Raw genomic sequence first — 19,261 nt, 5'->3', positions numbered from 1 at the left:
GTGCACCGACCAACCAGCCCACCGGCCCGTCAAAGCCGGCCAAGCGCCTTCAACTCATGCAGCACCGCCGCGTCGCGCGCCGAAACATCGGGGAATGCGGCATCCTGCCCGACATCGGCGGTGTAGCGCCAGGAACGGGCGCATTTGACCAGACCGCGATCCTCGGCCTTCTCGACCACGACCGCGACATCCCGAACATCCTCGAGGGTGAAGGCGCCGGGCGCCGCCTCTCCATGAGCAACAACGAGATCGCTGGTGATCGCCATCTCTGCCATGTCGACATCGGCAATCGCGGCTTCGAGCGCCGCGTCGTTGATGGTAACGACCGGCACCGCTTCCAGCGACGAGCCTATCACCTTCTGAGCGCGAGCGATCTCCAGGGCTCCGGTGACGACTCGGCGAACCTGCCGCACCTTGCGCCACTTTTCCGCCAGCGCCTCGTTCTTCCAATCGACGGGGATTTGCGGAAACTGGTCGAGATGCACGGAAACGGCGTCGGGATGGCGGTCGAGCCAGGCCTCCTCCGTCGTGAAGGGAAGCATCGGCGCCAGCCATTTGACCAGGCAGTCGAAGAGATGGCGCACCACCTGGACCGAAGCCTTGCGCTTCAGGCTCGACGGCCCGTCGCAATAGAGCGCGTCCTTGCGGATGTCGAAATAGAAGGCCGAAAGCTCGACAACCATGAAATCGAGCAATGTGCGGGTGACGCGCTTGAACTCGAAGGCCTCATAGCCCGAGCGCACCACTTCATCCAGTTCGGCCAGTCGGTGCAGCATCAGCCGCTCGAGTTCCGGCATGTTTCCAAGGGCTACCACTTCGCCATCGTCATGCGCGAGCGTGCCCAGCATCCATCGTATGGTGTTGCGCAGCTTCCTATAGGCGTCGATGTTGGTCTGCAGCACGTTCTTGCCGAGCCGCTGATCCTCCCAATAGTCTGTCGTCACCACCCACAGACGCAGAATGTCGGCTCCGGACTGCTTGATGACGTCCTGCGGCACGACCGTGTTGCCGAGCGACTTCGACATTTTGCGGCCATCCTCGTCCATGGTGAAGCCATGGGTGACGACCGCGTTGTAGGGCGCCCTGCCCCTGGTGCCGCAGCTTTCGAGCAGCGAGGAATGGAACCAGCCGCGATGCTGGTCGGAGCCTTCGAGATAGACGTCGGCCGGCCATTTCAGGTCGGGACGATCCTCCAGGGTGAAGGCATGCGTCGAGCCCGAATCGAACCAGACGTCGAGGATGTCCATCACCTGCTTCCACTTGGACGCATCGTGATTGCCGAGGAAGCGCTCCTTGGCGCCGGCCGCGAACCAGGCGTCGGCGCCTTCCTGCTCGAAGGCATCCATGATGCGCTGGTTGACGGCCTCGTCCTTCAGGACATTGCCGTCTTCGTCGGCAAAGACGGCGATGGGCACGCCCCAGGCGCGCTGGCGCGAGAGCACCCAGTCGGGGCGTTCCTCGATCATGGCGCGAATGCGGTTCTGGCCGGCCGCAGGCACGAAACGCGTGTCGTCGATAGCCTTGAGTGCACGGCTGCGCAGCGTCGTGCCGTCGCCAAGGTCCTTGTCCATGTAGACGAACCATTGCGGCGTGTTGCGGAAGATGATCGGCTTCTTCGAACGCCAGGAATGCGGATAGGAATGCTTCAGGCGGCCCCGGGCGAACAGCGCGTTGCGCTTGATCAGTTCGTCGATGACAGCCTGGTTGGCGTTGCCCTTCTTGCCATTGTCGTCGATGACGCGTGCCGCGCCACCCTCGCGATCCGGGCCGAAGCCCGGCGCGTCCTTGGTCAAGAAGCCGGCATCGTCGACGGTGAAGGGGATGGCGGGATCGATGCCGCGCGCGCGCAGGTCGGAGGCCGCGTCCATCCAGGCGTCGAAATCCTCGCGACCATGGCCGGGCGCCGTGTGGACGAAGCCGGTGCCGGCGTCGTCGGTAACATGATCGCCGGCAAGCATCGGAACATCGAATTCATAACCGCCGCCAAGACCCTTGAACGGATGCGAAAGCGTAAGGCTTCCAAGCTCTTCGGCACTCACGTTGCGAAGCCGATTCAAAGTGAATTTCGCCTTGGCCGCCGAATCCTCGGCAAGTGCGTCGGCGAAGATCAGATTCTCGCCTGGCTGCGGTCCGAAGGCGTTCTCAGCCGCAGTTACCTCATAGAGACCATAGTTGATGCGCGGCGAATAGCTGACGGCACGGTTCCCGGGGATGGTCCATGGGGTCGTTGTCCAGATTACGACATAGGCCAGGGTCAAGCTGCCTGGCGGTGCAAGAACGATCTGCGCGCCTGTTTCTTCGCCGGTCTCGTCGTCCACGACCTTATAGACCGTGTCCTTGCCAGAACTCTTGACCGGAAACTTCACCCAGATCGTGTCGCTCTCATAGTCCTGGTACTCGACCTCGGCCTCGGCCAAAGCGGTGCGCTCGACGACGCTCCACATGACAGGCTTGGAGCCGCGATAGAGCTGGCCCGACATGGCAAACTTCAGCAGTTCACCGGCGATGCGCGACTCCGCGTGGAAGGCCATGGTCGTGTAGGGGTTCTTGAAATCGCCGATGACGCCGAGGCGCTGGAACTCGCCGCCCTGCACGGAGATCCAGTGTGCGGCGAAGTCACGGCATTCCTTGCGAAATTCGTTGACCGGCACTTCGTCCTTGTTTTTGCCCTTGGCGCGGTACTGTTCCTCAATCTTCCACTCGATCGGCAGGCCGTGGCAGTCCCAGCCCGGCACATAGTTCGAGTCATAGCCGCGCATCTGGAACGAGCGCGTGATGACGTCCTTGAGGATCTTGTTCAGCGCATGGCCGATATGGATGTTGCCGTTGGCGTAGGGCGGACCATCATGCAGCACGTATTTTGTGCGGCCGGCGGCGCTTTCGCGCAGCATCCTGTAAAGGTCCATGTCCTGCCAGCGTTTGACCAGTAGCGGCTCCTTTTCAGGCAGGCCAGCGCGCATTGGGAAATCCGTCAGCGGCAGGTACAGCGTCTTTGAATAATCGATCGGTGATTGATTGTCTTCGGTCATCGGTCTGCCATGGATGTGCCGGGCCATACGGCCTGCGGCATTGAACTATCATGATCTGGAAAAAGCGCGAGAGGGCGCGCGCAACATTCCCGGCAGCTCCGGCGACCCTCAGGCCGCCCGGAACACCGGGCCGGTAATTCGTATCGTCGGCGCGTAGAGGCGCAGAAAGCTCGTCATCGGTGGGCTTTTAGCGGAGAAGGGCGCAGGAATAAAGCGTCTCGCGCCGGATTCACTCACATGGTGAAGTTGAAGCGATAAGTGGTCGAGACGCCGACGGTGAACTGGTTGCGGTCGCCGCGTTCCCGGACCAGGCTGGAATCGGCGGCTGGGCCCATCAGCCGGGAATATTCGCCGAACAGGCTGGCGGTCATCGGCTCGGACACTTTCCAGGTTACGGCGCCGCCCAGGCCCGTCGATTTCAGTCCGCCGCCGGGGTGATATTGGCTCAGGCCGGAGGCCACGGCCTCCTGGGCGTCGACGCCGTAATAGGCATCGAAATATTTCGACGAAGCGAAGGAAACGCGCGGGCCACCTGAAATCCTGATGGTCGGAGTGACATCGTAGAAGGCGTCGGCCGCGATATCGGCCACGAAACCATTATGGGCGCGTACGCCGTGGCGCAGTTCGGCGCGCGCCCGAATCCAGTTGGTCGGATAGAATTCGAAGAAGCCGCCGACTTCGCCGCCCCAACGCACCGGATCGAGGCCTCGCAATTCGTCGGCGTCGCCTTCGTCCCGGGAAAACAGAAATTTTCCCGTCAGGCCGGCGCGAATGCTGCCGTCGTCCAACAAGGCCAGTGAGATGTTGTCGTTGCGAGACGTAAAGCGGGCCTCCGGACCGGCCTTGCCTAGGGAAATGATCGGCGAGGCGCTAAGCAGGTACTTCTTGCCGCCCTCGAAATTCGGCGCGACCATGCCGGTAGCGCCGACCGTCAGATACCAGTCGCCGGAGAGCCAGCCAAACGCCCCCTCACCGGCTGCGGCGACGCCAGGCGTCGCCAGCATCACAATGGCCAGAACCGCAGAGATTTTCCGAACCGGACTCATGGCCACTCCACTAACACAGTACACACGGCTACCCGACACAGCTTTGAGGGGCGTGTGGTAAAATTTGATTTAACCCAGAGACATCCGTGCGCGTTCGCGGCAATCCTCCCCTGTGCCGACTGGACGTGCGCGGCCACCAGGACTAACGTTCTGTCGGCAGCATTCCTCGTTCCCGGATGGAACTCGCGACATGACCCTGCATGGCGACGCCTTGAAAACCGCAATCATTCAGACCCGGGCAAAATGGGGATGGTTTGTCGCGCTCGGCGTGCTTCTCCTCATCCTCGGCGGCATAGCCTTCGGCAATCTGTTCGTCGCCACGGTCGCCTCGGTCTATGTTGTGGGATGGCTTATGCTGATGGCCGGCGCCATCGAGATCGTGCATGCTTTCGGCGTCAAGACTTGGAGCCGCTTCTTCTACTGGCTGCTGAGCGGCCTGCTCTATGCGGTCGCCGGCTTCTTCGCCTTCGACAATCCGCTGCTGGCCTCGGCGGTGCTGACGTTCCTGCTGGCGATCGCACTCGTCGCTTCAGGGGCGCTTCGCGCCTGGGTAGGCTATAGTCACAGGCCCGAACCCGGCTGGGGCTGGGTCGTCGCGGCCGGTCTAATCAGTGTGCTGGCTGGCCTGATCATCGCCATGGGTTGGCCGGTCAACAGCATCTGGGTACTCGGGCTCTTCCTGGCGATCGACCTGATGTTCCAGGGCTGGACCTTCATTGCCCTCGGCCTCGCCCTGAAAAAATAGTCAGAAAGCCATCGACGCGTCGAGCTCGGAGAGCGGCCTGACGCCGGAGAGCAGACTGCGCGCCTCAGCCTCGTCGCGCTTCATCTGGCTGACCAGCGCATCCAATCCGTCGAATTTCGCCTCGGGGCGCAGGAAACCGAAGAAGGATACCTGGCAGGTCTCGCCATACAGGCTGCCGGAAAAATCGAAAAGGTAGGTCTCCAGAAGCGGCGCGCCATTGTCGTCCACCGTCGGGCGCCGGCCGAAGCTGGCGACGCCATCGTGTAACGTGCCGTCGGCGCGGCGAAAACGGACGGCATAGATGCCCTCCTTCAAGGCGGCCTCGGCCGAAAGTCTCATATTGGCGGTTGGAAAGCCGAGGGTGCGGCCGAGTTGCTGCCCGCCCACGACCTCACTCTCGACGGTGAAGCGATAGCCAAGCAATCCGGCGGCTTCCTCCACACCGCCTTCGGTGAGCAATCCGCGAATGCGGCTCGAAGACACCACCTCCGCCCCCTCGTCGCGAAAGGCATCGACCAGAGTGACGCCGAAGCCGTGACGCTCGCCAGCCGCCATCAGATAGGCCGGTCCCCCCTGACGGTCCTTGCCGAAATGGAAATCGAAGCCGGTCACGGCATGGGTGACGCCAAGGCTTGTCTCCAGCACGTCGGTCACGAAGGCTTCCGCGGACAGCGAAGCGAAGCCGGGCGTGAAGGGCTGCTCGACCAGCGCTGCGAAACCAAGCAACGACAGGAGCCGCGCCTTCATCGCCGGAGGCGTCAGCACGAAGAGCGGCAGGTCAGGCCTGAAGACCTTTCGCGGATGCGGCTCGAAGGTCAGAACCATGGCCGGCACGCCACGCCGCCCGGCTTCGGCCAGGGCCCGCTCGAGCACCGCCTGATGGCCGCGGTGGACACCATCGAAATTGCCGATCGCTACAACTCCGCCACGCAATTCGGCAGGCACCGGCGTGGTTGCCCGAAGGTGCTGGAAGGCTGCCATCGTCATCTACCGCAGCTTTGGAATCACGGCGACCGGACGATAGCCATGCTTCTCAAGAAAGGCCGACAGTCTTGCAGGATCCGGTCGCGACGCATCGCCATAGTCGCGCGCATGGATGCCGCCGGAGACATAGAGTACATCGAACCCATTGTCGGCGGCGCCTTTCACATCGGTGAACATGCCGTCCCCAATGGCCAAAACCTCTCTGCGCTCCACCGGGCGGCCGAGGATGTCCGCCACCTCCGTCATCGCGACCTTGTAGATCGGCGCGTGGGGTTTTCCCGCGATCAGGGTGCGACCGCCGAACTGGGTATAGTCGCGAGCCAGTGCGCCCGCGCACCAGATGATGCGTTCGCCGCGTTCGACCACGATATCGGGGTTGGCACAGATGAAGGGCAGGTCCCTGGTGCGCAACCGCTGTAGCAGCTCGTTGTAGTCATCGGGCGTCTGGACCTCGTCATCGAACAGCCCGGTGCAGACGACACCGGACGCCTCGAACTCCTCGACAAGCTCGACGTCGAGATCATCGTAAAGGTTGAGATCGCGGTCTGCGCCAATATGGAAAATCTTGCGCGGGCCTGCGGCGATCAGATCGCGGGTGACGTCGCCTGAGGTGACGACCCGGTCATAGGCCGAGGTTGAAACACCGATGGTATTCATCTGCGCCACGACATCGGAATGTCGGCGCGGCGAGTTTGTGATCAGGACGACAGGAATTCCCGCCTCCCGGGCTCTTGCCAGCGCCGAGGCCGCCACGGGAAAAGGGCTCTCGCCATTGTGCACGACACCCCAGACGTCACACACAATTGCCGAATAGGATTTCGACAGTTCTTCGAGCGAGGCGATGATTTCAGGCGAATTCGCCATGCCGTTTCCTTCAGTCCGGATCGTTGCGAGCACCGCGACCGACGGTTCGCCGCAGCCGGCCCGGATTAGCCGAACCACTCCGGCCTGTCACCCGCTTTCAACGCGTGAACGGATGCCCCGATCGCCACTGCGCGGTTCGAGCTGCCATTGGGATCCCGAGCGCTGTCGCCGGTATCGGCAATGGTCGTAGGTGCCGGAAATTCGGTGCGAGACGGTCGCACGGACCTATTGTGGCGCATTGAAGACGGCTTCGATGTGATGACCGTCTGGATCGACGACAAAGGCGGCATAATAACTCGGTCCGTAATCCGGGCGCAGGCCGGGCGCGCCGTTTTCTTGGCCGCCATGGGCAAGTGCGGCTGCATGAAATTGTTCAACGCTCCGTCTGTTGGTCGCAGTGAAGGCCAGGTGAAAGCCTGGACCCGGCGGGCGTCCGTTCGGGCGGAGTTTCAGCGCCAGCTTGTCGCCGCCACCACCAGGTCCGTAGCCCACCGCCTGATCCGGTTCGCCGGGTCTGAGATCGTCCCAGACCCTGATATAGCCGAGCGGCGCCAACACGGCATCGTAGAAGGCAGCAGCGCGCTCGATGTCGGAAACGCCCAAGGAAATGTGGTGCAGCATTTCGCGATCTCCTTTTCTGGAATCGGCTTCGGTCTGTTGTCACGATTTTCGGCGACCTGCCCGGCAAAAGCCATGATCGCGACTATGTCAAGCAACATGACAGCTGGAAAAATCCCAACCCGTCAAGAAAGCCCGAGCCTGCGCAGCTGGCTCAAACCGGCAGGTCTGGCGTTTCTGGTGGGGCTCGCCGCCTGCACGACCGTTTCGCGGCCGACCGGTGCCGGCGCCGGCGTGTCATCGTCGGCCACTGGCACGCTGGCCGCCATCCGCGCCTCGTCCGGGCTCGCGCCGCTTGTTCCCGATGCTCAGCTCGAACAGGCCGCGCTGCAGCAGGCCGGCTACATGGCGCAGCGCAAACGGATGAGTCACACGACCGGCCGGGGCAAGGATTTCGCCTCCCGCGTCAAGGACAATGGCATTACCGGGGCCGCGGCCGAGAACATCGCCGAGGGCCGCTTCGACCAGCAGAAACTGTTCGACATTTGGGTGCATTCGCCCCGCCACCGCGCCAACATGCTCGACCCACGCTTCACCCGCTTTGGGCTTGCCTATGTGCGCGACGGTCGCGACGGCGCCGTCCGCTACTGGAGCCTTGTGCTGGGCAAATAGCCAAGCACATCGGCGGCTTCACCTAGTCCATATGGGCCGCCGGCGCGCCAGCAGCCGGCGCTTGCTTGGGTTTGCGCAAAAGGAAGACGAAGGGGATGGCGAGCAGCGTCATCACCATCAGCAATTTGAAATCATTGACGTAGGAGATCATCATCGCCTGCAGATTGACCAGCCGGTCCATCTGCGACAGCGCCGTGGGATCGCCGCCTGCCGCGGCTGGCGATACCGCCCACAGATTTGGGTTGAACGGGTTGATAAAGGAGGACAGTTCCGAATGATTGACCTGCGTGTTGCGCACCATCAGCACCGTCACCACCGACACACCGATCGATGAGCCGAGATTGCGCACGAGGCTGAACAAGGCCGTGGCGTCGGTGCGGAAGCGAACGTCGAGCGTGGCGAAGGCCACGGTCGACAGGGGCACGAACACCATTCCCATGCCGAGCCCCTGGACGACGCCGGAGGTCAGGATCAGCCAATTGTCCATCTGGGGCGTGAAACCGGCCATCGTGTATAGCGACTGTGCGGTCAGGAGGAAGCCGATGACGACGAGAATCCTCGCGTCGACAAGGCTCATCAGCCGCCCGACGACAAGCATCGAAACCATGGTGCCGATACCGCGTGGGCCTATGACGATACCAATGGTGATGGTCGGATAGCCGAAAATCGTGGACAGCATCGGCGGCAACAGCGACATCGAGGCCAGGATCAGCACGCCCATGACAAAGATGAACGCCAGGCCGGTCACGAAGTTTCGGTCGAGAAATATCTTGGGATCGATGAAGGGATGTTCAGCTGTCACCGTGTGAATGATGAACAGCCAGAAGCCGGTCAAGGAAAGACCCAGTTCGATCCATATCTCGACCGACGAAAACCAGTCGACCTCGCCACCGCGATCGAGCATCAGTTGCAGCGCGCCGACCCCAAGCGAAATCATGGCGAAGCCGAAGAAATCGAAGCTCCGCACCCGCTTGGCGACTGCCGGCAAATAGGCTGCCATGCCGAGGAAGGCGACGATGCCGACCGGCAGGTTGATGAAGAACACCCAGCGCCAGTTGAAATTCTCGGTCAGCCAGCCGCCCAGCGTCGGACCCAGGATCGGCCCCAGCATGATGCCGGCCCCCCAGATCGCCATGGCCTGACCATGACGCTCCTTCGGGTTGATATCGAGCAGGAAGGTCTGCGACAGGGGCACGATTGCGGCGCCGAAAACACCTTGCATCAGCCGGAAGAAGACGATGCTCTCCAGGCTCCAGGCAATGCCGCACAGCATTGAGAATACGGTGAAGCCGACGACGGCGGTAAGGAACAGTTCCTTGCGGCCGAAGCGGTCGGCCAGCCAGCCGGTCACCGGCGTCATGATGGCGGCGGCCACGATGTAGGAGGTCAGCACCCAATTGATGTTGTCCGGGGACGCGCCAAGATCGCCGGTCATGGTCGGCAGCGCGACGTTCGCGATCGTGGTGTCGAGCGCCTGCATAATCGTCGCCAGCATGAGCGCCACGGTGATCAGGCCGCGATGCGGCACTTCGCGAAAGGGTTCTGGGGTGCTCATGGTGCAAAACTTCCAACCGGTAACGAAACCGTGTACGCTGGGTTTCCGGGCGGCAGAGCCTTCCGCAAGGAAAGACCCTCATCGCGGTGGGACGCGAATGTCGATGTGGGGGTTACATCGACCGAGCGTCTCGACATGACGGACGCCTGCCGCCCGGAAACGTAAGGACCAAGGGGGTCCGGTATCGAATGGTTCAGGGCTGGAGCGAACCGCATGTTCGATGCGGTCCGGTCATCTGGCCCTTGTCCCCTCGCAACCTCCGCTCGGACCAATCCTGTCATTTGTGTCGCCTCGCGGCCGAAGGCCTATCTGGCCTCGCCCGCATTGGCGTGTCCGAATATCGCGGGAAACCCGCGCGCAACCCCGGTGTCGACTGTGACAGCGGCGCTCATTCCCGTGCGTAAAGCCATCTTCGCGTCATTGTCGGTCAGTTCTAGGCGCACCGGAATGCGCTGCGTGACCTTGACCCAATTGCCGGTGGCGTTTTGCGCTGGCAGCAAGGAAAACTCGGCTCCGGTACCGGCGCCGATCGCCTTGACCATGGCCTCGAATGTGCGCCCTGGATAGGTGTCGACCACGATCTCGGCCTTCTGGCCGGACTTCATATGGGTCAGCTGCGTTTCCTTGAAGTTGGCTTCAATCCAGGTGTCGCCGGTCTCGACCAGCGAGAACAGCGGCGTGCCGGACCCGACATATTGGCCGACCTTGAAGGAAGAGGCCTGGCTAATGACGCCGTCGGCCGGCGCCTTGACCGTGGTCCGCGCCAGATCGTAGGCAGCCTTGTCGCGTGCTGCGAGCGCCGCCATCACCGTCGGATGCTTGTCGGTTTCGATATCCGGGTTGCCGGCAAGGGCCGCCCGAGCGCTGACGATGCCCTGCTCCGCGACGGCTAATTGCTGCTTGGCCTTGTCGAGATCATTCTTGGCCTGGTCGAGCGACGACTTCGCATTGATGCCCTTCTGGGCTAGGTCGGCGGCACGGTCGAACTGCGACTGCGCATAGGCGACTTCGCTGGCGTCGGACTTCTCCTGCGCCATCGCCTGGCCGTAGGCGGCGCGCAACTGCTCGATGCCGACGCGCGCCACCGCTACCGCGGCGTCCGCCTGAGCCAATGCGATCCGGTAAGGCTCAGGGTCGATGGCGAACAGCACGTCTCCCTCCTTGACCGTCTGGTTGTCGGCAATGTCGACCTCGACGATGCGGCCGGCCGTATCCGAGGCGACCGACACCTTGGCCTGCTGCAGATTGGCGTTTTCCGTCTCCTGGTAACGCCCGCCTGTGACCCAGACGTAGCCGCCGCCGATAGCCAGCGCCGCCGGCAGAGCGATCATGAGCAGCAGGCGACCCGGCCGGCGCTTCTTGACGGGAGCCATCGGGGCAGGCTGCACCGGGGGAGCGACCGCCACCGGGGCGGCAGGCTGCGCCGGCTCGGCGGCAGGCTGCGTTGGAGCGACAGCAGGCTGCGCCGGGGCGACGGCAGGCTGGGCCGGCGATTCCATGTCCACCTTCGTTACGTTCTCGTCTATCTTGGCTGCCGCGTTCATGCCGCTGCCCCTTCCGTGCTCTTCAATTTATCAAGGGATGACGTCTCGTCGTCCGTCAGGTTCCGAACCATGGCCTCGAGGCCTTCGATGAGAACCCGACGGTCTTCCGGTTTCACGCCCACAAGAGATTCCTCATAGACTTCGCCGGCAATGCTCTTGATTACCGCGTAGGCCTCGCTCGCCTTCGGCGTCAGGAAGATCATGCGGACACGGCGATCGGCAGCGTCAGGACGGCGCTCGATCCAGCCCCCCTCCTCCATGCGGTCGACCAGGCGCGAAACGCTGATTGGTTCGATTTCGAGCAGTTCCGCCAGCCGCGCCTGAGCGACGCCGTCTTCCTTGGCTACGCGAACCAGAAGCCGCCATTGCGCCGAAGAAAGCCCTAGCCCACTGGCTCTCGCCTCGAAGCGCTTGCGCATGAGGCGCTGCACGTCGTGGATCAGGAAGCCCAATCTCTCTGTACCGTCGGAAACCATGAGCGGCATATATAATAAGCGTGCTTACTATTCAAGGCGCCCCTTTGAGCCAGAAGGCCGAAATGTGAATGGCAGCGGCGCACGGACCAGCCCAACCCGGAACCTTGACGTCGTAGGCACGGCAGTCTCTTGTTCGGCAAGCGGGCCGACGGAGGAAGATTCATCATGGAAAAGCTCCTGCTGGACTGCGGCGCCGGGTCTAATGACCAGCGCCACCCTGCTGGCGGCAGGCGCTCCGACCATCGATCCCCTCGACACCGGTTTGGGCAATCACAATTTCGAGAACACAATGCCGAATGCCGCATCGGCCGCACGAGGAACGCCGGCGGGAGCAGGCAGTGAAGCGCGCACTTCAGCTGCTTGTAGCGATGATGATCGCAGCCGGGGCGGCCGGCTGCGCAAGCGTTTCCTACTATGCGCAGTCCCTGGAGGGGCACGCCCGGATCATGGCTGCGCGCAAAAATGTCGGCAAACTCATCCGTGACCCTTCGACCCCCGAGCCATTGCGCGCCAAACTATCGGCGGCGGACAGCATACGTCGCTTCGCCACCGACGAACTGGCCCTGCCTGACAACAGCAGCTACCGCAGCTATGTCGATATCGGGCGGGACGCCGTGACCTTTGCGGTGTTTGCCGCGCCGCAATTCTCACTCGTGCCACGCACATGGTGCTTTCCGGTCTTTGGCTGCGTTCCATACCGAGGTTATTTCTCCCGGAAGGCCGCGACCGACAGCGCTGTCGAGCTTCACAGGCAGGGGCTGGACGTCTACGTCACCGGCATCACCGCCTATTCGACGCTCGGCTGGTCAAGCGATCCGCTGCTCAGCACCATGCTGCGCCAGGACGACACCTATCTCGCAAGCCTTGTCTTCCATGAGCTTGCGCATCAGCGCCTCTATGTAGATGGCGACTCCGCGTTCAACGAGGCATTCGCGGTGACTGTCGAAACCACCGGCGTGAGGAAGTGGCTGCGGGCGGCCGGTAATAGGGCCGGTTTGCTCAGTTACGAGACCGATCGCCGGCGCAAGGCCGATTTTCTCGGCCTGATAGCCAAGACGCGGGACGAGTTGAGCCAGATCTATGGAAGTCCTCGTGCTCCCCAGCAAATGGCCGCCGCCAAGGCAGCCGCGATCGACCGGCTGCGCGTGCGCTACCGGCAATTGCGCGACAGGCGCTGGGCTGGCTACCGAGGATATGACGCCTGGTTCGATGCACCGATCAACAACGCTAAGCTTGCTGCCACCGCCGTATACGGTGAACAGGTCCCGGCCTTTCTTCGCCTGTTCGACTTGTGCTCCGGCGACTATCCAAGGTTTTACGCTTCCGTTCGACGGATCGCCGATCTGCACGGAGCTTCACGCGCGGAAGCGCTGAAGGCCGCGACCAGCTGCAATTAATTTGTACCGCAAAGCGGCCGCCTCTGCAGGAACGCGGAGACGTTGCCAAATTCCGCTTCGATCGCTCATCCGCACGCACCCAACAACTTGACGATCGGCCAGCCATGGGGCAATTGTCGACTAGCATACCAGCTGGAGCATCCATGTTTGAGGTTCTTGTCCGCGCGCCGCGTGCGCTGGAAATCCGGCCGGTTGCCATGCCGGAACCCGGCGCCGGCGAAATCGTCGTCCAGGTCAGCCGTGCCGGCATCTGCGGCTCCGACATTCACATCCTGCACGGCTCCAATCCATTCGCTGTCTATCCGCGCGTCATCGGCCATGAATTCGCAGGCACCGTGACGGCCCTCGGACGCAATGCGACCGGCGTCGCGGTGGGAGACCGCGTGGTGGTCGATCCCGTCGTGTCATGCGGCCACTGCTATCCATGCCGGATCGGGCGCACCAATGTGTGCGCCAACCTCGAAGTGATGGGCGTTCACCGCGACGGTGGTTTTCGCTCTTTCGTGGCCGTGCCCGCGGCGAACGCCATACCAGTGCCGAAGGACATGCCGTTTGAGCTCGCCGCTTTGGCCGAGCCGTTTTCCATCGCCGCCAATGTGCTTGACCGCACCGGCTGCGGGCCGGAGGACACGGTGCTGATCTATGGCGCCGGCACGGTTGGCGTCACCGTGCTTCAGGTGGCCAAGCTCAAGGGCGCCCGCTGCATCGTGGCCGATATCGATGAAGCCCGTCTCCAGCGCGCTCTTGGCTTCGGGGCCGACAGGGTGATCCACTCCGTACGCGACCCGGTGCCCGCCGCGGTGCGCGCTGAAAATGACGGTCTTGGCCCGACGCTGGTGATCGATGGCGCGGGCATTCCCGCCCTGCTGGACGAGGCTTGCCGCCTGGCCAGTCTGGCCGGCCGCATCGGCTTGCTCGGCTTTTCGGATGCCCCTTCCAATCTCAGTCAGCAGGAAGTAGTGCGCAAGGAACTGACCATCGTTGGTTCCCGCCTGAACCGCCGGCTGTTGCCGCACGTCGTTGAATGGCTGGCCGACAAGCGGCTCGATCCGCAGGGCATGATCACGCAGGTCTTCGCCGCGTCGGAAGCGCGGGCCGCCTTCGACCTGATCGAGCAGGAGCCGCAGCGTACGCTCAAGGTTCAGCTGGACTTTTCCTAGACCATCGCCACGGCGCGTAGCGGAGATCCGGTGCCGCCCTCGATCGGCAGCGGCAGCGTGATCAGGAGGCACAAAGGCGGCAATTCGCCGAGCCGGGCAAAATTCTCGCCGACCAGGACATTGGCCGAAAGAAGGGTATTGTGCGCAGGAAAGTCCTCGGCGCCGAAACAATCGATCGACAGGCAGTCCGAACCTACGATGCGCGCACCGCGCTCGACCAGCAATTCGCTGGTGCGCCGGGACAGGCCTGGCCAGTCCGCGAGAAAAGCGCCGTGTTGCGCCGGGTCGTCCCAGAACCGGTCCCAGCCGAAGTGGAAGAACACGGCATCGCCCTGCCGTATGCGGCCATGCTCGGCCTCGAAGGCGAACACATGCTCCGGCTCGACCGCTTGGCGGGGCCGGCAGGCTCGCGCATCGATCGTGACCATGCGTCCGAAGAAGCGTTCGACCGGAATGTCGGAGATGGCAGCGCCGCCACGGATGAAATGGACCGGAGCGTCGAAATGCGTGCCAGTGTGTTCGCTCATGGCTAGCGCATGGTTGCAGGCAACGTCGCCGCGATCGTAGGATTCCACCAACTCCTGGCAGTAATGCGGGTGCGTCGGCCACACCGGCATGCCTTGCTTCATCGGATGGGTCAGGTCGACAAAGGAAACCGCCTTTGTCTCGAACAGGTCGGCAAGCTTATCGGTGGCGGATGTCATCTGACGCGCGGCCTCGGCACGAGAGCGACGATCAGGATGATTAGCGCGCCGGTCAGAAGGAAGCGCACGCCTGCCTGGATGCCGAAAGTGTTGAGCATGGTGGCCATCAGATTGAAGAACAATGCGGCACCCCATATGCCGACTGCGTTGGCCTGTCCACCGGCGACGCTGGTACCGCCAAGCACAACAACGGCGATCGATTCCATCAGATAGGCATCGCCCATGTTGAGAGCGGCACCCCCGCTGAAGCCGGCAAGCAGGAAACCAGCGAGCGCGGCGGTCGTTCCGCACAGCATATAGGCCGCCAGGCGAACCCGGCCGACGCCGATGCCGGCCAGCCTTGCCGCCGGCTCGCTCTGGCCGGTGGCGAGCAATTGCCGGCCCCACACCGTGCGTTTGAGAGCGACCATGGCGACAAGCGTCAGCACCATCACAGCCACCGGCATCAACTGAACGCCGCCGAGGCTCATCGCGGTGAAGCGGGACAGGCCCGCCGGCGGCTTGAGGGTCGCTTGGCCGCCGAGATTGTACGCAAGCGACTGAAAGACGAAGCTCCAGGCAAGCGTGGCGATGATCGGCGGCAGGCGCAACGCGACGATTGCGAGGAAGTTCGCAGCGCCGGCAACAGTTCCAACCGCCAGCGCGGCAGCGAGGCCTGGCAGCAGCATGCCGTCCGACCCTTGCATGACCGTCATCGACAAATAGGCGGCGAGTGTCAGCACGGACGGCACGGACAGATCGATATTGCCTGGACCGGATGCGACGACGAACATCTGCCCGGTTCCAACAAGAACGCTGAAGGCGCCGAAGGCCAGTGCCCCCGAAAGAGTGGCGCCGGCGCTGCCGAAGCCCGAATACGCCGTCGTCGCCGCCCACATTGCGAGCGCCACGATGAAGCCATAGGTCCACGGCGCGAGGCTCAGTCGTCTTGTCATCGCGTCCGCTCCGACAAAAGCACGCGCCCGGCCAGCACCAGAAACAGGATCACGCCCTGGGCGCCGATCTGCCATGTCGGCGGCACCTGCAGGAACGACAGCAGCGAGCCCGCAAGCGACAGGGTCAGCGCACCGATCACCGTGCCGACCGGCGAGACGACGCCGCCGGTGAAAGAACCGCCACCAAGGATGACCGCACCGACGCCGAGCAGCGTATAGGCAGGAGCGACATTGGCGTCGCCCGACGTGGTGAGGCCGGTCAGCGTCAGCCCGGCCAGACAGGCGAGCACGCCGGCGGCGGCATAGACCGCGACGCGGATGCCGATGACAGACCATCCGGCGCGCTCGACAGCGCGCGGATTGCCACCTGCCCCGCGCAGCACGGCGCCGTAGGAAGAACGCGAGATGACGAGATGGCCCGCGAGGGCTGCCAACAGGGCCAGCCAGATCGAAAGCGGCATCAAAGGGGGCTGCCAACTCATGAACGCGGCAAGCCAGGCCGGTGCGGATCCACCCGGCGCCGGCAGCAGGATGACGGCCATGCCGAGCCAGATGAAGGACATGCCCAGCGTCACGATGATCGACGGCAATTGCCGCGAATGGATGAGCAGACCGAAGCCGGCATAGGCGGCGACGAGCACCAGATAGCACAGCACGGCGAAGGCCGGCGCATCGCTGAGATAGAGGGCGGTGACACAGGTGATCAGCCCGACAAAGGCGCCATTCGACAGGTCGATGTCGCCCAGCATGATCACCATCATCTGCGCCAGCGCCGCGAAGACCAACGGCACCGAGAGCTTGAACAGCAGATGGACGCCAAAATAGCTCATCGCAGCCGGGCGAATGCTGAAGATGATGGCAAGCATGACCAGAAGCGCGATCGCCGGCAGGCCGACCTGCAGGACATTGAGCAAGGCAGGCCGCGCCTGTGAGGAGAAACGGGCCGGAACACGGGCAGCCGCGTCAGACATTCTCGCCTCCGAACGACGCCTGCAGGATGCGGCCGGTATCGATGGCGTCGCCTACCAAACTGGTCGCGGCGCGCCCCTCGCGGAAGACATAGATACGCTCGCAGTTGGTCAGTTCTTCGAGCTCGGTGCTGTACCACACGAAGGAACGGCCCCTCTCGGCCTCCGCACGGATCAGCCGGTAGACCTCCTGCTTTGTCCCGACGTCGACGCCACGCATCGGGTCGTCGAGGAAAATGATCTGCGCGTCGGAGGCCAGTGCGCGGGCAAACAGCACTTTCTGCTGGTTGCCACCCGAAAGCGAGAGGATGGGCGTATCGATCGAAGGCGCCTTGACCTTCAGCTTGTCTGACCAGCTGCCGGCCAGCTTACGGGCCGCGGCGCTCGAAATCATGCCGCCGCGGGTCAGCGCATTGAGGCTGCGGATGGTCAAATTGTCGGCAATCGACCAAAGCGCGAACACGCCCTCCGAGCCCCGGTCGCCCGCGACATAGGCGCCCGGCAGGGCTTGGCGTTGGCCACGCGCGGCATGGAACATGGCTCGCAGCCGCTCTCGCTGGCCGTGGCCGTCGAGCCCGGCGAAGCCGATGATCTCGCCCTTGCGGACCTCGATCGTCAGATCTGCTGCGTCACGGCCGGCATGCCGCATGACCGGAGCCGCCACGGATGCAATCTTGCCGGCCGTCCGCTCGCGCGGCCGTTCGATACTGCCCATCAGCTCGACCAGTGCCGACCGAGAAAGGCCGGCAGTTTGCCGCTCGGCGACGACCTTGCCGTCGACCATGACCACGGTACGGTCGCAGACGGCGAGGATCTCGTTCAGGCGATGGGTGATCAGGATGCAGGCGATGCCGCGTCCGGCCGCGCGGCGGATATGGGCGAGCAATTGTTCCGTCGCCTCGTGGCCGAGCGCCGATGTCGGCTCATCGAGGATGACGCAGCGCAGCCCGATATCGGTCTGGGTGAAGGCGCGGGCGATTTCGACCATCTGTCGTTCGCCGATTGGCAGGTCGGCGACCTTCCTGTCGAGATCGATGCCATGGCCGGGGAATATCTCGTCCAACACTGGGCCGATCATATGACGCGCGCGCCGACGCCAGCCTATGCCGCGCAGCGGCCTGTGCACGATCCGGGTATTTTCGGCCGCCGTCAGGTTGGTGCAGAGCGACAGCTCCTGAAAGATGCAGCGTAGTCCAGCCTGCTGTGCAAGGGCAGCGCTCCAAGGCCCAATCGGATGCCCGCCGAGGTTGAAGTCGCCGCTGCTGCGTTCGACCGTGCCGGCAAGCACGTTCATCAGCGTCGACTTGCCCGCTCCATTGTGGCCCACCAGCCCAACCACCTCGCCGGGCTTGAGATGAAAATCCACGCCGCCCAAGGCATGCACGGCATCATAGCTTTTGCGGACATCGCGCACCTCGATAAAGGCGATGTCGCTATCGGCTCTCGGTGCTGCGTCCGTGCCGGGCGGCGTGGGATTATTCATCATTCGGCCATGCTGCTCATTTCGGCGCGGGAACGCCCGGCAGAGGCTCCTTCTTTACGTTGGCGTCGATGATCTTGGCCACCAGTTCCTGCGGATACTCCGCATTGACCACGCCGCCCTCGGGAACGGTTTTAAGCCAAGCGTCAAGGTCGGGCTGGTTGATCTGGAGCAGCGGCACCTCAACGAATTTCGGCACCTGCTTGCCGGCCAGAATCTGCTGCGCCACCCAGAATGCGACCTGCGAGACGCTGGGCGTCGCGCCGAGCGAGAAGGTCTGGTAGCCGCTTGCGTCGTGCTCCTGCTTCCATAGCGCCAGCTCGTCCTGGCGGTTGCCCATGATGATGATCGGAAGCGGCCTGTTGGCGGCCTTGAATGCCTGCGCCGCGCCATAGCCGTCGCCGCCCTGCGTCAGCACCGCATCGACTTGCGGCAGCGATGGCAGGATGCCCGACACTTCCTTCTGCGCCACCGTCGCCGTCCATTGTCCGTAGACCTCGCCGACAGGCTTGTAGCTGGGATGGTCTTTCATCGCCTTGACGAAGCCCTCATGCAGGCGTTTGTCGAAACCGTCGCCTGCCATGCCACGGATTTCGAGGACGTTGGCCGGCTTGTCGCCCAGCTTGCCCGAGATGAAATCGAGCTCGGCCTTGGCGTAGGAATCGAGGTTGTAGTCGACGACATAGGCGCAGGGCTCGGTGACGCCGCTTGCAAAGGCCACGACCGTGATGCCGGCATTGCAGGCATCCTTGATGGCGCCGTTGAGCGCGGTGTCGGATCCGGCAAGCACGATGATGGCGTCATAACCCTGCAGGATCAGGTTCTCGATCTGCGACGCCTGCTCGGTCACCGAATTGTTGGAGCTGACAACGGCGGTGGCGGCGACCTGCTTGTCGGCCACGGCCTTGGCGCCCATCTCCTCGAAACTCTTGATCATCACCTGGCGGAAAGAATTGCCGGCGTAGGAATTGCTGAAGGCGATTTTCTTGCCCGACGTATCGCCCTTGGCGACGCCGTCGTCGGCCTGCGCGCCTGTCGTGGCAAAGGCCGTGCAAGAAAGCAGCGCCGCGGTAAGCCAGGCCCTGCCAGTCATTCTGGTTCTGCTCATGTCGTTCTCCTCCTGTTGAAAGTCATAGCGTCCTCC

The 19,261-nt window shown here is 63.3% G+C and carries 17 protein-coding genes; 4 read left to right on the top strand and 13 right to left on the bottom strand.

The window, feature by feature from the left end:
- Positions 1 to 29: 29 nt before the first annotated feature.
- A complete protein-coding gene (gene ileS, locus LB513_RS04755; RefSeq protein WP_224662311.1) occupies positions 30 to 3,029 on the bottom strand; it encodes an isoleucine--tRNA ligase in 3,000 nt (999 codons plus the stop codon).
- Between the two features lie 233 nt (positions 3,030 to 3,262).
- Positions 3,263 to 4,075 carry a MipA/OmpV family protein gene (locus tag LB513_RS04750; RefSeq protein ID WP_224662310.1) on the bottom strand — a complete coding sequence of 271 codons (813 nt, stop codon included), beginning with the start codon at positions 4,073 to 4,075 and terminating at the stop codon, positions 3,263 to 3,265.
- A 190-nt stretch (positions 4,076 to 4,265) separates the two neighbouring features.
- On the opposite strand from LB513_RS04750, the gene LB513_RS04745 reads away from it, so the two are divergent.
- Positions 4,266 to 4,820 carry an HdeD family acid-resistance protein gene (locus LB513_RS04745; RefSeq protein ID WP_224662309.1) on the top strand — a complete coding sequence of 185 codons (555 nt, stop codon included), beginning with the start codon at positions 4,266 to 4,268 and terminating at the stop codon, positions 4,818 to 4,820.
- Here the strand turns inward: LB513_RS04745 and LB513_RS04740 are convergent, their stop codons facing one another.
- The 3 genes from LB513_RS04740 to LB513_RS04730 all read right to left on the bottom strand — a co-directional run bounded on the left by LB513_RS04740 (position 4,821) and on the right by LB513_RS04730 (position 7,289).
- Entirely contained in the window at positions 4,821 to 5,801 is a 981-nt protein-coding gene (locus tag LB513_RS04740; protein WP_224662414.1) for a bifunctional riboflavin kinase/FAD synthetase, read from the bottom strand.
- A 6-nt stretch (positions 5,802 to 5,807) separates the two neighbouring features.
- The gene (locus tag LB513_RS04735; protein ID WP_224662308.1) at positions 5,808 to 6,668 is read right to left on the bottom strand and encodes a TIGR01459 family HAD-type hydrolase; all 861 of its coding nucleotides are present in this window, start codon (positions 6,666 to 6,668) and stop codon (positions 5,808 to 5,810) included.
- 225 nt (positions 6,669 to 6,893) lie between these two features.
- Complete coding sequence (locus tag LB513_RS04730) at positions 6,894 to 7,289, bottom strand: VOC family protein (protein ID WP_224662307.1); 396 nt, start codon at positions 7,287 to 7,289, stop codon at positions 6,894 to 6,896.
- A gap of 96 nt (positions 7,290 to 7,385) precedes the next feature.
- On the opposite strand from LB513_RS04730, the gene LB513_RS04725 reads away from it, so the two are divergent.
- Positions 7,386 to 7,898 (top strand): CAP domain-containing protein, encoded by a 513-nt coding sequence (locus LB513_RS04725; RefSeq protein ID WP_224662306.1) that lies wholly within the window; start codon positions 7,386 to 7,388, stop codon positions 7,896 to 7,898.
- 22 nt (positions 7,899 to 7,920) lie between these two features.
- Here LB513_RS04725 and LB513_RS04720 read toward each other — a convergent pair whose 3' ends face one another.
- From LB513_RS04720 to LB513_RS04710, 3 genes are all read right to left on the bottom strand, one after another.
- Entirely contained in the window at positions 7,921 to 9,453 is a 1,533-nt protein-coding gene (locus tag LB513_RS04720; RefSeq protein ID WP_224662305.1) for a DHA2 family efflux MFS transporter permease subunit, read from the bottom strand.
- 305 nt (positions 9,454 to 9,758) lie between these two features.
- Positions 9,759 to 10,997 carry an HlyD family secretion protein gene (locus tag LB513_RS04715; RefSeq protein ID WP_224662304.1) on the bottom strand — a complete coding sequence of 413 codons (1,239 nt, stop codon included), beginning with the start codon at positions 10,995 to 10,997 and terminating at the stop codon, positions 9,759 to 9,761.
- Positions 10,994 to 11,473, bottom strand: coding sequence for a MarR family winged helix-turn-helix transcriptional regulator (locus LB513_RS04710; RefSeq protein WP_224662413.1), 480 nt, complete (start codon positions 11,471 to 11,473; stop codon positions 10,994 to 10,996). The genes LB513_RS04715 and LB513_RS04710 overlap by 4 nt, the downstream gene beginning before the upstream one ends.
- Before the next feature lie 368 nt (positions 11,474 to 11,841).
- Between LB513_RS04710 and LB513_RS04705 the strand changes: the two genes are divergently transcribed.
- Together LB513_RS04705 and LB513_RS04700 are read left to right on the top strand one after the other, a co-directional pair.
- Positions 11,842 to 12,870: an aminopeptidase gene (locus tag LB513_RS04705; protein WP_263481971.1), complete on the top strand. Its 1,029-nt coding sequence runs from the start codon at positions 11,842 to 11,844 to the stop codon at positions 12,868 to 12,870.
- 143 nt (positions 12,871 to 13,013) lie between these two features.
- Complete coding sequence (locus LB513_RS04700; RefSeq protein ID WP_224662302.1) at positions 13,014 to 14,030, top strand: Zn-dependent oxidoreductase; 1,017 nt, start codon at positions 13,014 to 13,016, stop codon at positions 14,028 to 14,030.
- Here LB513_RS04700 and LB513_RS04695 read toward each other — a convergent pair.
- The 5 genes from LB513_RS04695 to LB513_RS04675 form a co-directional block, all read right to left on the bottom strand.
- On the bottom strand, positions 14,027 to 14,734 hold the full coding sequence (locus LB513_RS04695; RefSeq protein ID WP_224662301.1) for a cyclase family protein: 708 nt from the start codon (positions 14,732 to 14,734) through the stop codon (positions 14,027 to 14,029). The genes LB513_RS04700 and LB513_RS04695 overlap by 4 nt on opposite strands.
- Positions 14,731 to 15,669, bottom strand: a complete 939-nt coding sequence (locus LB513_RS04690) for an ABC transporter permease (RefSeq protein WP_224662300.1) — start codon at positions 15,667 to 15,669, stop codon at positions 14,731 to 14,733. Before LB513_RS04690 ends, LB513_RS04695 begins: the two co-directional genes overlap by 4 nt.
- On the bottom strand, positions 15,666 to 16,535 hold the full coding sequence (locus LB513_RS04685; protein WP_411962682.1) for an ABC transporter permease: 870 nt from the start codon (positions 16,533 to 16,535) through the stop codon (positions 15,666 to 15,668). Before LB513_RS04685 ends, LB513_RS04690 begins: the two co-directional genes overlap by 4 nt.
- A gap of 97 nt (positions 16,536 to 16,632) precedes the next feature.
- Positions 16,633 to 18,123 carry a sugar ABC transporter ATP-binding protein gene (locus LB513_RS04680; RefSeq protein WP_224662298.1) on the bottom strand — a complete coding sequence of 497 codons (1,491 nt, stop codon included), beginning with the start codon at positions 18,121 to 18,123 and terminating at the stop codon, positions 16,633 to 16,635.
- 13 nt (positions 18,124 to 18,136) lie between these two features.
- Complete coding sequence (locus LB513_RS04675) at positions 18,137 to 19,225, bottom strand: ABC transporter substrate-binding protein (RefSeq protein WP_224662297.1); 1,089 nt, start codon at positions 19,223 to 19,225, stop codon at positions 18,137 to 18,139.
- Positions 19,226 to 19,261: the final 36 nt, after the last annotated feature.

The organism is Mesorhizobium sp. ES1-1 (genome assembly GCF_020164785.1).
GTDB lineage: Bacteria > Pseudomonadota > Alphaproteobacteria > Rhizobiales > Rhizobiaceae > Mesorhizobium.
This window is presented reverse-complemented; position numbering and strand designations above follow the sequence as displayed.

Bases quoted from the DNA above. Each gene is read 5' to 3' on its own strand.
- LB513_RS04695 (WP_224662301.1), bottom strand. From the start codon at position 14,734: ATGACATCCGCCACCGATAAGCTTGCCGACCTGTTCGAGACAAAGGCG.
- LB513_RS04710 (WP_224662413.1), bottom strand. From the start codon at position 11,473: ATGGTTTCCGACGGTACAGAGAGATTGGGCTTCCTGATCCACGACGTG.
- LB513_RS04735 (WP_224662308.1), bottom strand. From the start codon at position 6,668: ATGGCGAATTCGCCTGAAATCATCGCCTCGCTCGAAGAACTGTCGAAA.
- ileS (WP_224662311.1), bottom strand. From the start codon at position 3,029: ATGACCGAAGACAATCAATCACCGATCGATTATTCAAAGACGCTGTAC.
- LB513_RS04700 (WP_224662302.1), top strand. From the start codon at position 13,014: ATGTTTGAGGTTCTTGTCCGCGCGCCGCGTGCGCTGGAAATCCGGCCG.
- LB513_RS04720 (WP_224662305.1), bottom strand. From the start codon at position 9,453: ATGAGCACCCCAGAACCCTTTCGCGAAGTGCCGCATCGCGGCCTGATC.
- LB513_RS04745 (WP_224662309.1), top strand. From the start codon at position 4,266: ATGACCCTGCATGGCGACGCCTTGAAAACCGCAATCATTCAGACCCGG.
- LB513_RS04690 (WP_224662300.1), bottom strand. From the start codon at position 15,669: ATGACAAGACGACTGAGCCTCGCGCCGTGGACCTATGGCTTCATCGTG.
- LB513_RS04730 (WP_224662307.1), bottom strand. From the start codon at position 7,289: ATGCTGCACCACATTTCCTTGGGCGTTTCCGACATCGAGCGCGCTGCT.
- LB513_RS04715 (WP_224662304.1), bottom strand. From the start codon at position 10,997: ATGAACGCGGCAGCCAAGATAGACGAGAACGTAACGAAGGTGGACATG.
- LB513_RS04680 (WP_224662298.1), bottom strand. From the start codon at position 18,123: ATGATGAATAATCCCACGCCGCCCGGCACGGACGCAGCACCGAGAGCC.
- LB513_RS04675 (WP_224662297.1), bottom strand. From the start codon at position 19,225: ATGAGCAGAACCAGAATGACTGGCAGGGCCTGGCTTACCGCGGCGCTG.
- LB513_RS04705 (WP_263481971.1), top strand. From the start codon at position 11,842: ATGATGATCGCAGCCGGGGCGGCCGGCTGCGCAAGCGTTTCCTACTAT.
- LB513_RS04750 (WP_224662310.1), bottom strand. From the start codon at position 4,075: ATGAGTCCGGTTCGGAAAATCTCTGCGGTTCTGGCCATTGTGATGCTG.
- LB513_RS04725 (WP_224662306.1), top strand. From the start codon at position 7,386: ATGACAGCTGGAAAAATCCCAACCCGTCAAGAAAGCCCGAGCCTGCGC.
- LB513_RS04740 (WP_224662414.1), bottom strand. From the start codon at position 5,801: ATGGCAGCCTTCCAGCACCTTCGGGCAACCACGCCGGTGCCTGCCGAA.
- LB513_RS04685 (WP_411962682.1), bottom strand. From the start codon at position 16,535: ATGCTTGCCATCATCTTCAGCATTCGCCCGGCTGCGATGAGCTATTTT.